We start from the raw sequence: 15,679 nt of genomic DNA, 5'->3' as shown, positions 1-15,679 counted from the left end.
TACCTTACTTAGAAGAGTCCTGTTTACTTGCGTAATTTACATATACTTTGTGCCATGAAGTTTCACCTAGCTTATTATAACATTTTGCCAGACCTAAATATAAGTTTTTGTTGCTAGGAAAAAGTAATATCAATTTGGAGTATACTTTACGGGCTTCTTCGTATAAACCAACTTTGACATATAACTCCGCAATCGATTGCATATTTTCTAAATCATAATTGTGGATTTGTAGTTTGGCTAACCATGCTTTGGCTTCATCCACTTTCCCTATCTCATGGTAGATTTTTGCAATAGTATAAATATATTTATCGCTGTTTTCAGCAAATTTTAATGCTTTTTTCAAATCTTCGAGTGCCGCATTGTGTTTTTTGTCAAACATATGAATCAAACTGCGCTCATAGTAATAGTATGCTTCCGGATACAGATCTATGGCAAACGTTATACGTTCTCTTAAATGTTTTTTTATTGTAGGGTAGCGAAAAAAGAGTTGCAACTTCTCAATATAGCTTTCGTAGTATTGATTTTTAGAATCGAGATTAAAACGTCCTTCTTGATCCATTCTTGCTAAGATAGGAACGCGCGCTGAACTATAAAAACCGACAGCCGCTCCCTCAAGTATATTCTTTTCTTTGCGCGTTTTCACATCGTCAAATAGCACTCTTTGTTGGTCAATATTTAAAAGAGATGCGTAAGAAATAAGCGCCGCTTTTTGTATAACGGTATTTTTATGATTTAAAAACGGCTGTATAATGGAAAGTTCGCGACGGTGGTTGCTACTACGACTACTAAGTAACTTAAATTTAATATTTGCAATAATATGTGCTTTCACATAAGGATCTTTTTCATCCTTAATAAAGTCGGTAGGCTGAAAGCCAGCGACGGATAAAAAACAATATATAATAAAACGAAAACGCGGTTCTGGATCTTGGGTTAATTTACCCAATTCTTGGAGCAACTTAAAAAACTTACGTTGAATTTTTGGTTTGCGCTCATGTTTGGGGGTTTTTCCCATAAAAAATAAACGACACATAAAAGCAAGGGCACGTGTCGAATATAAATATTTGTCGTGACTGTAGATCATCTCATCAAACATGGCGTTGTCGCTATCATAAGTTGCTAAGCCCGATAAAGCCATACGCAGTACCGTATCTTCTTTGGCACTTCGCAGTAGAGCGCACAATTCATCCCATAGCTTCGGGTCGACAAATAGATCGCGGTAAAATAGTACGCTTTTCTTCACGCGTATATTTGGATCGCGTAACCCAGCAATTATATAATTGAGATGTCGCATTTTGTCTTCATTGACAATATACGAGCGCCACAAAAAATAATGGGCATAACTTCGAATGTCGGGGCTTTTGTGCTGTGTTAGTTTCGCTAAAATTTCCCGAGCGTTAAAGAGATGCTGCCGGTTTTCATTGCGTTGTGCGACATTTGCAGCGGCGTAAAGACGCACAATTTCATCGCGGTGTGCCTTAAACAATAGCCAGTCTTGTGCAGAATGCTTTCCATAACGAGCGACAAACTTGGTCAATAGCAAATTGTCTTTCCAAGGTAAGTTTTTGTAGCGAAAAGGTCGAGGAAAACCACTTTCGTTCAGCACCGTACGGCAGATTACGGCACATGAATTTCTTTTTTTTGCCAAGTTTTCGATTTCTTTAAAATCCAACAATTTCATGATAATCTTTGCCGCCAAGTATCTCATGAAAGTATTTTCTTCTTCGTCGCGTAAAATATCATAAACAAACTGTACTTGAATATTCTCTTCTATTTGCTGCTGCGATATGTGTTTGACAAAATAGTATTTCGCAATCAAATAATAACTCACATATTTTTGCTCTTCACGACGCATGCGGAAAATCATACCAAAAGTCTGAGCCAAACGCTCTTTCACGTGCTTTTTATAGGCACCATTTTGCAGCGTTTTCGCCATCAAGTCTATCTCGGGATGATAACGTAGTGTCAACAAACCTTTTTGAATAGAATCGTATATCTGCAAGGATATATTTTCTTTTAACAAACGCTTCGCAAAAGAGTGGGGATTTCCCTGAGTTTTTTTTATCGCCAAATATTGAATGTAGGCATTCTGGTACTTGCGTTGTATTTTCAAAACATCATTGGCCATCAAATCTGTTGCCGCAACTTTTTGTATTTTATTTAAATAATACATTAGATGCTGAATATTCGTTTCGATAACGGCAATATCGCGCAGCGGGACAGTAAGAAGTCCCCTTGTCGCCGTAAAATTCTCACTGTCAATATCCAAAGCGCGAATATACATCGAATTTGCCTCGCGGTATTCTCCTAGAGCTTCAAGACTATTTCCTAAATGTGCATAATACATACTGTTGTTTGTATCTAGTTCTACACATTTGCGAAAACATTCCTGGGCTTTTTTGGCATCGCGAATAGGACTTTTTTCCTTCAAATAACATGTACCTAGAGCCGAATATATGTCCACGAGATTGGGCAAAAAGTTTTGCGCTTTTTTCAAATAATTTTCTGCCAAAGAGTAATTCTTTTCGTTTAGGTAACAATTACCCAAATGTAAAAAAAGCGTTGCCTTCAGAGAATCATCAAAATTATTATTGTTTTTAAAGAGTAAGTGCTCCACTTTCTCTAAAAATTTTTTAGCGCTGTTGTAGTTCCCAAGTTCATAATCCGTTTCCGCTAAGTAAAACATCACCTGTATTTGTTTTTGTGGAAACTTTTTGCTGTCTTTTAAATTTTGCAATAAACTTTGTGCCGTAGAATAGTTTTCTAAATAATAATGGGCTTTGGCTATGGCCAACATAATTTCAGGATTTTTCTGCTTTGTAGAAGAAAGTTTTTGGTAGTGAAAAAGAGCTTGTTGGTAATGACTCAAATTCACGCTTGTTGCGATTAAATAGCAACGAATCTCTTCTTCTCGCGCGTCTAAATTCGGAGTCGCCAATGCTTTGGTAAATATTTCATGGGCCTGCTGAAAAAACCCCTTGTCGACAAGCCTTTTCCCGTACTTCGGCCACTTACTTGGTGAGAGTTGTTCCCAAGAAATTCCCAGTTGATAAATATCGTTCTTTGTTCTTTGCCCAAAACCATAACCAATGTATATCGACAACAAACTCGTCATGACAACAATCGCTGCTATACGCCATTTTTGAGTAGAGATAGGATTTCGCGCATGAACTTTTTCCCCATTCTTAAATCGTTCGAGATCTTCCGCCAACTCTTTACCACTCTGATAACGTTTGTACACTTTTTTATGCATGGCCTTAAGACAAATGGCTTGTAAAGGCTTCGGGATACGTGGATTTATTTTAGAAGGGAGTACGGGGTCCGCTTTGGTGATTTTGTTTAGAATTTGCATTGTCGATGGCGCACTAAATGGTACTTCTCCAGTAAGTAACTCATAAAGAATCACACCTAAAGAATAAATATCTGTCGTACGCTCAATATCTTTGCTCTTACCTGTGGCTTGCTCAGGAGACATGTAATAGGGTGTTCCCATCACCTCTCCTGTTTTTGTCAGGCTTTTGTCCACTTTATCCAGTTTTGCTAAACCGAAGTCCATGACAAATGGTTCCTCTTCTTCGCTTAGCAATATATTTGCCGGCTTTAAATCGCGGTGAATCACACCTTGGCTATGGGCATAATCAATGGCATGAGCCACTTTAATCATGATATTGACAATTTTAGGTATACGTAGTTTGCGATTCGTTCCTGTTTCGTGTAGGGTTGTCCCTTCGATAAATTGCATGGTAAAAAAGCGCTGCCCTTTGTCCACGCCTATTTCATATAGACCGACAATATTGGGATGCTGTAATTTCGCCACCGCCAATGCCTCTCGCGAAAAGCGCTCAATTACTTTTTGCATATGGCTATTACGCGGCAAAAGCACTTTCAATGCCACAGGACGATTGATTTTTGTGTCCCAAGCTTTATAAACTTTCCCCATTCCACCTTCGCCAAGAATACCCGTAATTTTATAGTGCCGTAACATATTTTGCGTAGGTTCTTGTCGCTTAAGATTCATCGTACTACGACCTTTTACGCGCGTAACGGCATATTTGTCTTGACTATCATCTGAATTTGCAGAATGGTGTGTGGCCATTTATATAAACTTTCGTATAATATACTATTTAGGGGTTGTCAAATGCTTCCATATTATTTTACAATATAATATAAGTTACGCAACAATAAAGCTTAGGGGCACGCTACTGTAGAAAAAATATTGTACAATTATTGACAATATTGTCCATAATAGGTAATATTAGTTTATTATGAAAATAAGTATAAAAAAAGCAGCAAAAGAGCTAGGAGTATCAGCAAAAACTCTAAGGCGGTGGGAAGAAAAAGGTAAGATAAGTTCAGAAAGAACAAAGGGAGGACACCGCCGCTACGACATACGAGAATTGCGCAAAGCGAAAATGCTGGGAGTACAGTCAGTAGAAGAAGTCACACTAGCATACGCGAGAGTATCAAGTCACGATCAAAAGCAAGATTTAGTGAGACAGGCAAAACTACTGGAGTCGTATTGTAGTTCCCAAGGATGGAAATACGAAGTACTAAAAGATATGGGCTCAGGCTTGAATTATCGCAAACGTGGATTAAAAACGCTGATAAAAAAGATCTGCCAAGGAGAAATAAACAGGCTTGTATTAACACACAAAGACAGATTACTGAGGTTTGGTTCAGAAATCGTGTTTAGTTTGTGCGAACAATTTGCCGTAGAGGTGGTGATTATAAATAGTTCAGAAGAAGTAACTTTTGAAGAAGAACTAGTAACAGATGTATTAGAGATAATAACAGTGTTTTCAGCACGATTGTATGGAGCTAGAAGTCACAAAAATAGAAAAGTGATGAAGCAGCTAAGGCAAGTTGCCGAAGAAATAGAAAAGGAATAAATGCAAGTAGTCTCATTGAAAATCCCATTTTGGAAACCTTCTCGTCGTTGGCTATTCTTTGATGACAAGTTGCAAGAACTTTATCGGACACGCCGAGAACAGGTTAAGGTGTTTCTCTACTCTCTTGCAAATCGTCTTTTTCGCGAATATGATGTTGTCAGTGTTGGTGACTACACTCCAAATGGTGGAGGACTTACCTCCAAAATGCGAAGAGCGATGAATAATCAATCTCTCATTGGTCAATTCAAACTTATCTTAAATTGGGTCGCTAATCGTTCTGGTCGTGTTTTTGTTGAATGGTCAGAAAAGGCTTCAACCCGTACCTGCCATGATTGCGATCATGTTGTTAAAGATCGTATTTCTCCCGAGTTTCGTTATTGGACTTGTCCTGAATGTGACTCCTTTCATTTTCGAGATGAAAATGCTGCCAGAAATGGCTTAAACAGAACTCTGCAAAAATTACAGATGCCTTGCTCGGGCCGTCGTAGTGTTTCTAAGCGGCGAGCTTGGCGGTTTAGTGGTCTAGGAGTTTTCGAACTTCCGGGGATTACTGACGAACAGGTAAATTCTTACGCTGTTAGCTGCCAAGAAATTAAATCTAAGGGTGATACCCTGAAATCCAAAGATGGGTAATATTGTCCAACTTTGGAAGAGCGGCACTATCCGAAATTCACTGCATCTCAAGGGTTATATAAAAAGAATTGTTTAGGGCGCGCTTATGACAAATTTAAATAAACCATGTTCGACAATGACCATCGAATTGATCCAATATATCCAAAACAATCCAGATACAATCCAACATATGGATGCTTTTTTATCTCGATACCAGACGCCTATCTTCAATTTTGTACGTTTAACGGTCGGGCACTACCACGATAGTTACGATCTCACCAACAAAATTCTGCTTACGCTATCGAAAAAAGTCAAAGAGGTTCGCGAAAAAAAGGCTTTTAACGCTTTGGCACTAAAGGTGATTAAAGGTGAAATAAGCAATTATTGGAAAGGTAAGAAGACCAAAAAAGCACAACTGATGCGCCAAGCAACCATATACCACAACGATGAGCACATCTCTCTTTTATCTACGCTCGAGAGTAACGAAAAAAAAGCAGAAGAGGTACTCAATTTATTGGTAATACGCGACTTAATCGAACATGCCGAAGATCCACTAATGAAACAGATTTTCATTTTGCGTTATCGTGACGATGAGAGTATCGAATCTATCGTAAAAAAATTAAACATTACCGATTACCAAGTAAAAAAGTACTTGAAAAGTATTCACAATGAAGTCAAAAATTACTTGGAGGAGGGCGAAAATGAGTGATGTATCAAATAGGGTAGATGCTCTATTGCGCCAATGTGCCAAACTACTACCCGACGAAGATAGTGCAAATGATCTCGACAATCAACAAACAATGAGCGAAAAATCCGGAAATGATTTAACGGCAACGGTCGGACAGCAACGTTTTGAGTTCCAAGGAAAAATAGGACAAGGCGGTATGGGAGTGGTATACAAAGCGTATGACAAAATACTTTCGCGCGTAGTGGCCATCAAACAAATAAAACTTCCTTCGGCGATTGCCCTCAAGCGCTTTCAAAGAGAAGCGCGCAATAACGCGTCGTTACACCACCCGAATATTGTTGCTGTTCACGATTTTCAAACGATCAATAATTCCCCATGTATCATCATGCAATACATCGAAGGAATCTCTTTGGCGGCATACCTCAAGAGCAAAAAACTGCACATCAAAGAAACCCAACATATTTTTATGCAAATTCTCGACGCCATAGAGTATGCGCATAGTAAAGAGATCGTACACCGCGATCTAAAACCGAGCAACATACTCATTGATGAAAATGACAATGTATTCATCACCGACTTTGGAATCGCCAAGGCACTAAACGAAGGAAATTCCAACTTATCCATCACCGGAGAAGTTCTAGGAACCCCCATGTATATGTCACCAGAGCAGGCATTGGGACAAGCAGTAGACCAACGCACCGATATTTATTCATTGGGTACCATACTATATGAAATGCTGGCAGGACGCCCCGTCTTCACCGGAAAGAATCCCTTTACCATACTCCAAAAAGTGATCAAACAAACTCCGTCTCCCATCGAAGACATGTCACCGGTTTGGAATAACTTCTGTAAAAAAGCGCTGCACAAAGATAGAAATATGCGCTTCGCGTCTGTCACGGAGATGAAAAGGTCTTTACAAAGTAGACAGAAAACGCCAGTTTTCATCCGTTATGCTTCGGTACTCGCCGTTGCAATCGTTGTCTTTTTTGTTGCTGTGGCGTATGGTAAAAATAGGCAAGAAGAGGTTCCGGCGTCCATGGCACAAAACGAAAAACCACAAAGTAATGAAAACAGCAAGGAAGAGAATAAAGATCGCAAGGGCAAGGAAAAGGACAAAAACCAAGACGCAGCGCCTCCACAACAGGTGATTACCCAAAACTTTATTATGGAGTATGATCAAAATCAAGATCAAAAGATTGGACTAAATGAATGGCCTTTTAAAAAGGATAGTTTTCGTTCGATTGATCGAAATAACGATAAGTTATTAACCAAAAATGAGTTGAGTAAAAAATTCAAAAACATTTTCAATTATATGGGAAAGAGGCGTGAGGCACACGTATGGATGCAACGCATGAGAAAGCAAAAAATGATGCGTAAGGTACCGCCTTTTCATCAACTAGACAAAAATAGCGATGGCAAACTATCCAAAGCCGAATTCAACAAACCTCTGTTTTGGAAAATAGATAGCGACAAAGACTCCTATATTTCCAAACGCGAATACCGCATGTTTGTTCGCAGAGCAATAAAAAACAAATAGAAAAGCTTGATGAAATATCAAGCTTTTATCGATCTTTTAGGTTAAGGTCTTATTTTTTACACCAACGCGTTTTCATATAAGCAAATTTACGTTGACGGTTCTGTGAACTTCAACTAGATCGGATCGAAAAAATAGGCGATATTCTAGTACCGCGACACGTCTTAGTAAAATGTTCCAAGATATATCCATATGTAGATAATTACCACGATAATCCCTACGTAGACAAGATAGTAAGAAGAACTTGTGGTGATAAGTTGTGGTGGCTCATCATGCAAAACACTTTCTAAATCCTCTGCGAATCTTTCTGCAGATACGTAGCGTAGCTCTCTATTTTTTTCAAGCGCTGTGAGACATACTTTTTGTAAATCTTCGGATATTTCGCTGCGAATACTTCTTGGAGATATAGGCTCAGAACGTAATATCGCGTTGATGACCATCATATTTGACGTACCCATAAACGGAAGGCTACGCGTCAAAAATTGATAGAGAACAACACCCAAAGCAAAGACATCGCTACGCGCGTCAATATCACTGTCCCCGCTCGCCTGCTCGGGTGAGAGATAATACAGTGATCCGATCACCGTATCGCTATCGGTCAATTTCGTGTTGTACCCCAAAGATTTTGCAATTCCAAAGTCCATGAGAAAGGCCTGATGGTCGGATGTCCATATGATATTCTCCGGCTTTAAATCACGGTGAAGTATATTCTTTTGGTGGGCATGGTGCACCGCTTTTGCGATTTGGATAAGAATGCGCAAACCATCTTCCACGGACAAATCGTTCCATGTATCCATTGTAAACAGTTTGCCTTCAATGAAATTCATCGTATAGTACCAACGTTTTTCAAATTGCCCCGCTTCGTAAAGAGTCACAATATTTGGGTGGTGTAGTTTACGCATCATATTGATTTCTCTAGTGAATCTTTTGATGTGAACTTCACTTTCTGATTCCGCAGCAACAATGGTCACTTTTAAAGCTTTGATCACATGATCGTCTTCAAGATCTTCGACTTTGTATACTAAACCCATGCCACCTTCGCCAATTTTGTGCAAAACTTTGTACCGATCGGCAAAAACTTCCCCAGGGTACAAGGCAAAGTAGATGTCCACATTATTGATCTCATTGTTATCAAGACTCGTTTCCTCACCACGCAAAATGTTTGTGGTTTGCAGTTGGCGACGAATCGTGTCTTCTCGTGCTTTTTTCTTATCACTCATGGTCTTACCACCTATTTTATATCGTAATGAATACCGCACGCTTCGCGAATTTTATCGAGTATACCCATAAGTTCTAAGCTGTCTTGCCAACTCCACAAAGAGCTTTGCTGTTGTGTTCTTTCCATTGAGCGCATCACTTCTACAATTTCGAATGTATAACCATTGCCTATATTGTCATAATTAAAGCGAAATTCTTCATCGTCATTGTCTTCATATTTTCGTAGAGTGAGGTGTGAAGGTGCATACCATGGAGATTCAATCTCTAAACGTGCGTTGCTTCCGTATATCATCGCTTGTGTTTTTGTTTTACAGGTAATGGAGGATAATAACGTGGCCATTGCACCGCTCGCATAGCTCATATTCATGGAACAAATTTCATCGACATTCGTCTTACCAATGTTGGCTTCGGCTTCGATTTTTTGTGGCACACCTAACAACAAATACGATAGAAACACAGGATAAATTCCCACATCGAGAAGGGAACCACCACCTAATTGATTGTTAAAAATTCGTTTTTGTGGATCAAAGGGAGCGCGAAAGCCAAAGTCCGCTTCAAGTAGACGAATATCGGAAACAGTGCCATTGTCGACAAAGTCTTTCACTTTACGTATGTGAGGTAGAAAACGACTCCACAAAGCTTCCATAAAAAAAACGTGATATGTTTCCGCAGCTTTTACCATCTCTTCGGCTTGTCTACGGTTCATTGCCACAGGCTTTTCACAAAGAACACTGATATGTTTCTGCATACACATCAATGACACTCTATGGTGCAAATGATGAGGTGTTGCCACATACACAATGTCCAATTCCGCATTGTCTAATATTTCTTCATAGCTACCGTAGTAGTGCGGTACATCGTATTTCATGGCAAACTTTTTCGCTTTTTCCATTGAGCGAGATGCAACAGCGCATAGCCGCGCTTGAGGAACATGCTTTAGTCCTTGGGCAAATAAATGTGCAATATTTCCAAGACCTATAATTCCCCAGTTGTAGGTATTTTTGATCATCTTACATTTTCCCGCAATTTCATCAAATTTTATTCTCACCGTCCAAAATGTTCTAGACATAGAATTTTTTTATCATCTGGTAATTGTAGCAAAGATTTTTTATTTTAGATAAAAAAAATTGTTCTCTTCACTTCTCTATAAAGGAGTACAAGACTTTGTTCTTGTAGTGCATTGTATGAAAAATCAACAAATACAAGGAATCATGCTTCTTTTTGCCGCAGTGATTATTTTGGCGTCTTCCAATTCTGTGGTAAAAAAACTCGTCGCCATAGGAGCGCAAAATCCCATTAACCCCATTACTTTCTGTAACGTACTTTTTGTGGGGAATTTGTGTGCTTTGCTATCTCTACTCATTATTTATCGCAAAGATCTCGAATGGTCTTTTTTTCGCAGCGCTTCGTATAAGGAAATACTATCACTAATAAGTGTTGCGGTGTTGTCGGTAGCGATTGCTCCCGCTTGTATATTTATTGCCTTAGAAAATACAACCGTAACCAATGTCGTTTTAATAGGACGCATCGAACCACCACTACTACTTTTTTTATCTATTTTACTGCTAAAAGACCGCGCCTCAAAATTACAAATAGCGGGTGCGATTACCTCTTTTGTTGGTGCCATTTTATCTGTGATCTTACAGCAAAACATCATGGAACTCTCTTTTGGAAAAGGAGAGATATATGCCGCAGTTGGTGCCATCGCTTTTACCTGCTCCACTGTCATTAGCAAAACGAGCTTGGATCGTATCCCCATGTGTATATTTGCGATCTTCCGCATGGTGGTAGGTACAATTGTATTTTTTACTCTTGCCACTTACCTTTATGGACTACAGCACTTCTCTGATGCCTTTTCGGGAACACTGTGGAAATGGATGCTTCTTTATGGAGGGATTATTGTCGTTGCTGGACAATTATGTTGGTTTAGTGGACTAAGAATCGCTTCCCCTTCGACTGTGCCTCTGATTACGACATTTAGTCCCGTCGCTGGTCTTCTCGCGGCTTTTCTTATTTTGGGCGAAGTTCCCAGTAGCGCACAATTCATCGGTGGCTTTATTATCTTATGTGGTATGGCACTTTCATTGAAGAAACCAAAGGTTCCTGATGTTAAAGCGCAAATGGATACAGAAGTGGGTTTTAAAGGAGTGTAAAAGTATAGATAATCGCATAGTTTGCGATTATCTATTCAAAACGCATTACTGTTGTCTAAAGACAATATACTACGTTAGTAAATGTTGCACTGCGTCTCTCTCTTCGCTGAGTTCTTTTGTGGTCGCAGCAATTTTTTCTTGGGCAAATTCGTTATGGCTAATGCCTTGTACGATTTCCCATTCTTCGCCATTAGAACGCACAGGATAACCAAACATCAAACCTTCTGGTATTCCGTAGCTACCGTCAGAACAAACGGCAACAGAAAAATGCTTACCTTCAGGTGTCGGAGTCACAAGATTTCTCACGGTATCCACGGCTGCATTTGCCGCTGAGGCAGCGGAAGACAAGCCTCTTGCTTTAATAATCGCTGCACCGCGTTGTTGAACTGTTTTAATAAAATCTCCCTTTAGCCATTCTTCATCGCTAATGGATTCCGTTACTGGCTTTCCTGAAATGGTTGCGTTGTAAAAATCAGGGTATTGAGTGGAAGAATGGTTTCCCCATATGGTGACATTTGATACATCGGTATTGTGAGCATTTGCTTTTTGCGCTAGTTGGGTAACGGCGCGATTTTGATCTAGCATTGTCATGGCGAAAAAGTTTCTCGCAGGAATGTTTGGTGCCATGCTCTTTGCAATATAAGCATTCGTGTTGCAAGGATTTCCTACAACCAAAACTTTGCACGTATTTTTGGCATTGTCATTTATCGCTTTCCCTTGTCCGGTAAAAATACCTGCATTTTTTTCCAGCAAGTCTTTTCTTTCCATGCCTGCCTTACGTGGAAAAGCTCCGATGAGTAGCGCCCAATCAACATCTTTGAAAGCCACATTAGCGTCAGAAGTTGTGGTGATAGATTGTAGAAGAGGAAATGCACAATCGTCTAACTCCATCTTAACGCCTTCTAAGGCAGGTAAAGCAACTTCTAATTCTAATAGATTAAGATGTACTGCTGTATCAGGACCAAACATCTGGCCAGAAGCAATGCGAAATAGAATAGCATAACCAATCTGTCCAGCGGCACCAGTGATCGCTACACGTACTGACTTTGTCGACATAAGAAGATCCTTTATAAGAAATTTGCAAAAAAATAAGTGTGAAAACATCCACTCACACATGCGTACTATCATCTTACAATTTCAAGTAATATTGTAAAGCTTAATTATGAGAACATAACTCATTTCTTGCAATACATCGATTTTTTGCATAAAATAGCTAAAGCGTGTCATCAATTAAATTTTGTTTAAGGTCTAAAGTTATTGTAAATTCTAGCAAGGCACGACAAAGGTATTATGACCTAAGTATTTAACTTTGCCGTAATGCAGCTAGTGTTTTCAAGAGCTAGAGATTAGATAAGAGTTAACTGATGATAACACTTTAACTCAACAACAATGTTATCTATGGAGGAAATTCATGGAAGAATCACATAATGTTTACGATCAGTTAATCGCAGATTACACAGCTCAAATAGAGCAAAATCCTACAGCTGAGTCTTACAATAAGCGTGGTGTTTGTCATTACAACAAAGGTGACTATGATACCGCTATTGCCGATTTTACAAAAGCAATCGAAGTACAGGGTGATTTTGCAAATGCTTACGACAACCGTGGTGCTTGCTATCACAAGCAAGAGTTGTACGAACAAGCAATCGCTGATTGCAACAAAGCTTTACAACTCAATCCAAACTATGCAAACGCCTATTATAATCTTGCATGTAATTACTGCATGCAAAAAGACAAAGCAAAAGCTTTAGAATGTTTAGAAAATGCTTTGGAAAATGGTTTTAAGGATTTTGATCATCTAGAACTAGACGATGATTTAAATTTCATCCGCGAAGACCAAGAATTCAAAAATTTAATGGACTCTTACGAAAAAGAACCTTTGGAATCAATCGGAATGTTTTAATTATTTAATTTGCCCATGATTATTTTAACTTTTAGATTAGGATCTTTTGCAAAAGATCCTAATCTAGCAATGCATCAAGTCTTACTTAAAATTACGATTTCTTCTCGCGCCACCATGCCAAAAACTCGTCCACCCCTTCTTCCACAGTTTGTTGCGGATCATAACCAAGTTTTTCACGTGCTTTCGCGATATTTAGCGTCATAGACTTCGCTAGGGCTGCGACAGTAATGGGAAGTAAACGCGGTTCTTCTTTGCGTTTAACGCAAATAGCCACCATTTGGTTAACTCTTGCCAGCCTCAACATCAAGCGATATGGAACCTTTTTGCGTTCTGTAGAAATGCCCATTTTTGTCAATACCATGTCGACAAATTTCCAAAATTTTACCGGCTCACCGTTACTAATATTGTACACTTCTCCCATGGCATCGTGGGGGGCCTTTAAGCATAATAAAATAGCGTCTACAACATTCTTCACCGTGGTGACATCAACAATGTTTTCCCCATCGCCTATTTGTACCAACATATTGGATTTTTGCAAACGAATCAGTCGCGGAAGAATTTGATTGTCCCCCGCACCAATGACAAAACGTGGACGCAAAGAAACCGTCAAAAACTTTTCATTATGAGCTTTCTCCACAACCTTTTCCGCTTTGAATTTCGTCGTGGCATAATGATTGGAGAATTTTTTTGGTAAATCTCCTTCCACAAGGTCTAGTTGATCGCGATAATCAAAATATATACTTGGGGAAGATATATTTACAAAGCGCTGCACGCCGCTTTTTTGTGCTGCGGCGACTAATTTTTCGGTGGCAGTAACATTTGCTTCATGATAATCCTCGTATTTTCCCCATGTCCCTGCCAATCCAGCACAGTGTACGATCATGTCGATATCACGTGTGATCTCATTCACATGCTTATCATCTAGCAAACTGCCTTCATGAAAGCAGGCGCCTTTTTTTTCTAAGTGTTCTGCCTTACTGCGATTGCGTCCACAGCATCGTACTTCATCGTAAGAAAGCGATAGAAGTGCTTCCACAGTACGACCTCCGATAAAACCTGTAGCTCCTGTAACTAATATCTTCATTTTGCTTCTCCTTTATTTTGCGCGTTTATTTAATATAGAAGAAGCTTCACGTAAGCGATCCTCTAAAACTAAAAGCTCGACACTACCAACGAGCTGTATCGGCATCATTTCCATGCCTCCACTATCATCTGCCGAAACTCGTGCCATAATTCCTTCGGCTTCTAAAAGCGACTTAGCTAATTCAGCCTCGAGACGGTTGGGAAATTTTTTTACACACACAATTTTGGACATAGCAAAACTCCTCAAGCAAAAATTTACCTAGCACAACAACAGATTTTAATTATAATGGTTGTAGGGCGTAAACCCCTAGTATCATTCAAATAACTATCAGGTAAAAGTGTTTTATATAGGAAAAACAAAATGACATATTATGTATTCTCCGGAATTACAGGACTTGTGGGAATTATCTTTTGGTTTATACGTGGATCTTCATTAAAAAAACTACAACAAATTGTAGACACTCCTACCTCAACAGTAAAACAACTCGAAGATCAACTTCATCACAGTAAAGGGCAAAATGCCAGTAAAGAATTTCGCCAAAAAGTAGAACTCAAGGGTAAAATCGTTTGTGAAAAACCTCTTTTAGGCGAAATATCTCAACAAGAATGCGTTTATTACAATACAAAAGTAACACATGAATTTGAAGAACGCTATCAAGACCGCGATTCTGACGGCAATGTCCGATCTGGAACAAGACGCCGCAGTGAAATAATGACCAAAGACACGCGTCATATACCCTTTTATCTAGAAGACGAAACAGGCAAAATTCGCATTGAAGGCGAAGGTTCTGATGTCGATGCTATTGAAGTTGTCAACAAATTAGAAAGACACCCAAAAGACAACAATTTGGCTATGGGAAAACTGGTTCTTGATCTTGCAAGTATGGTTCTCAATAAAGGACATCGTACTATTGGTTATCGTATGCAAGAGTCCATCATTCCTCTTGATCGTAGACTATACATTCTCGGTGAAGTATGTGGCGACGAAGAACTTGTTGTAAAAAAACCAACGACCTCGGGTGCCTCTTTTATTATCACAACAAAATCAGAAGAAGAGCTTGTGCGTAGCCAACAAAGTACAGCAAAATGGATGGCAATCCTAGCCTATATCTTTTTTATCGCAGCAATTGTACTTCTGGTCTTGGGAATAAAAGCGAATTCATAAATAACAAAAGGAAACTGTATGGCTTTACGCAAAAAAGGTTCACGACTGATCACCGTAGATGATGTAGAATATCGTTGGGTTGTTGCCTCTGACAAAAAGGGTATCCACTTGGTTATCGAACATGCCGAGGAACCAGGCCAACGATTAGTAGTCGCTTTTCATCGCAAAGATAAAGACGGAGAAGCAACCGCAGTGACTCCCACAAATGTAAAAGATATCGTGGAAATTGGCTTACAAAAAGGATGGAATCCAACAAAGCAAGCGCAGCAACTGCATCTTGGACAAGGTGAAGAAATTCTACAATATTTCTAACCTTTTGCTAACTTGCAACGCACAAAAGAAGCATACCTTTTACAAAGTGCATTGCAGGGGCGGACCTAGTGTCCGCCCGTTCCTCAAACTACGTTAGGCCTAAGGAACAAAACCTATTCGTCACT

At 39.3% G+C, this 15,679-nt stretch carries 14 protein-coding genes; 8 read left to right on the top strand and 6 right to left on the bottom strand.

The window, feature by feature from the left end; all coding sequences use genetic code 11:
- Positions 1-4 precede the first annotated feature (4 nt).
- A complete protein-coding gene (locus tag UABAM_RS31890; protein WP_151972165.1) occupies positions 5-4,093 on the bottom strand; it encodes a serine/threonine-protein kinase in 4,089 nt (1,362 codons plus the stop codon).
- 169 nt (positions 4,094-4,262) lie between these two features.
- On the opposite strand from UABAM_RS31890, the gene UABAM_RS31885 reads away from it, so the two are divergent.
- The 4 genes from UABAM_RS31885 (at position 4,263) to UABAM_RS31870 (ending at position 7,723) form a co-directional block, all read left to right on the top strand.
- Positions 4,263-4,886, top strand: a complete 624-nt coding sequence (locus tag UABAM_RS31885) for an IS607 family transposase (RefSeq protein ID WP_151972163.1) — start codon at positions 4,263-4,265, stop codon at positions 4,884-4,886.
- Positions 4,887-5,519, top strand: a complete 633-nt coding sequence (locus UABAM_RS31880; RefSeq protein ID WP_151972161.1) for a zinc ribbon domain-containing protein — start codon at positions 4,887-4,889, stop codon at positions 5,517-5,519.
- An 85-nt stretch (positions 5,520-5,604) separates the two neighbouring features.
- Complete coding sequence (locus UABAM_RS31875; RefSeq protein ID WP_151972159.1) at positions 5,605-6,207, top strand: sigma-70 family RNA polymerase sigma factor; 603 nt, start codon at positions 5,605-5,607, stop codon at positions 6,205-6,207.
- On the top strand, positions 6,200-7,723 hold the full coding sequence (locus tag UABAM_RS31870) for a serine/threonine-protein kinase (RefSeq protein ID WP_173013694.1): 1,524 nt from the start codon (positions 6,200-6,202) through the stop codon (positions 7,721-7,723). The genes UABAM_RS31875 and UABAM_RS31870 overlap by 8 nt, the downstream gene beginning before the upstream one ends.
- A 161-nt stretch (positions 7,724-7,884) precedes the next feature.
- On the opposite strand, the gene UABAM_RS31865 is transcribed toward UABAM_RS31870, so the two are convergent.
- Together UABAM_RS31865 and UABAM_RS31860 are read right to left on the bottom strand one after the other, a co-directional pair.
- Positions 7,885-8,940: a serine/threonine protein kinase gene (locus tag UABAM_RS31865; protein WP_151972155.1), complete on the bottom strand. Its 1,056-nt coding sequence runs from the start codon at positions 8,938-8,940 to the stop codon at positions 7,885-7,887.
- 11 nt (positions 8,941-8,951) lie between these two features.
- Positions 8,952-10,007, bottom strand: coding sequence for a Gfo/Idh/MocA family protein (locus tag UABAM_RS31860; RefSeq protein WP_151972153.1), 1,056 nt, complete (start codon positions 10,005-10,007; stop codon positions 8,952-8,954).
- Between the two features lie 115 nt (positions 10,008-10,122).
- Here UABAM_RS31860 and UABAM_RS31855 point away from each other — a divergent pair, with 115 nt between their 5' ends.
- Positions 10,123-11,091 (top strand): DMT family transporter, encoded by a 969-nt coding sequence (locus UABAM_RS31855; protein ID WP_151972151.1) that lies wholly within the window; start codon positions 10,123-10,125, stop codon positions 11,089-11,091.
- Positions 11,092-11,160: 69 nt separating this feature from the next.
- Here UABAM_RS31855 and UABAM_RS31850 read toward each other — a convergent pair whose 3' ends face one another.
- The gene (locus UABAM_RS31850; RefSeq protein WP_151972149.1) at positions 11,161-12,147 is read right to left on the bottom strand and encodes a malate dehydrogenase; all 987 of its coding nucleotides are present in this window, start codon (positions 12,145-12,147) and stop codon (positions 11,161-11,163) included.
- A 355-nt stretch (positions 12,148-12,502) separates the two neighbouring features.
- Between UABAM_RS31850 and UABAM_RS31845 the strand changes: the two genes are divergently transcribed.
- Complete coding sequence (locus tag UABAM_RS31845; protein ID WP_151972147.1) at positions 12,503-12,994, top strand: tetratricopeptide repeat protein; 492 nt, start codon at positions 12,503-12,505, stop codon at positions 12,992-12,994.
- A 91-nt stretch (positions 12,995-13,085) separates the two neighbouring features.
- Here the strand turns inward: UABAM_RS31845 and UABAM_RS31840 are convergent, their stop codons facing one another.
- Together UABAM_RS31840 and UABAM_RS31835 are read right to left on the bottom strand one after the other, a co-directional pair.
- Positions 13,086-14,078: an NAD-dependent epimerase/dehydratase family protein gene (locus UABAM_RS31840; RefSeq protein ID WP_151972145.1), complete on the bottom strand. Its 993-nt coding sequence runs from the start codon at positions 14,076-14,078 to the stop codon at positions 13,086-13,088.
- Positions 14,079-14,090: 12 nt separating this feature from the next.
- Positions 14,091-14,309 (bottom strand): putative signal transducing protein, encoded by a 219-nt coding sequence (locus tag UABAM_RS31835; RefSeq protein WP_151972143.1) that lies wholly within the window; start codon positions 14,307-14,309, stop codon positions 14,091-14,093.
- A gap of 129 nt (positions 14,310-14,438) precedes the next feature.
- Here UABAM_RS31835 and UABAM_RS31830 point away from each other — a divergent pair, with 129 nt between their 5' ends.
- Positions 14,439-15,242 (top strand): E3 ubiquitin ligase family protein, encoded by an 804-nt coding sequence (locus UABAM_RS31830; RefSeq protein WP_151972141.1) that lies wholly within the window; start codon positions 14,439-14,441, stop codon positions 15,240-15,242.
- 18 nt (positions 15,243-15,260) lie between these two features.
- Positions 15,261-15,554 (top strand): hypothetical protein, encoded by a 294-nt coding sequence (locus UABAM_RS31825; protein WP_151972139.1) that lies wholly within the window; start codon positions 15,261-15,263, stop codon positions 15,552-15,554.
- The last annotated feature ends 125 nt before the right edge of the window (positions 15,555-15,679 follow it).

Origin of the sequence: Candidatus Uabimicrobium amorphum (assembly GCF_009002475.1) — a bacterium.
GTDB classification, from domain to species: Bacteria; Planctomycetota; Uabimicrobiia; order Uabimicrobiales; family Uabimicrobiaceae; genus Uabimicrobium; species Uabimicrobium amorphum.
This window is presented reverse-complemented; position numbering and strand designations above follow the sequence as displayed.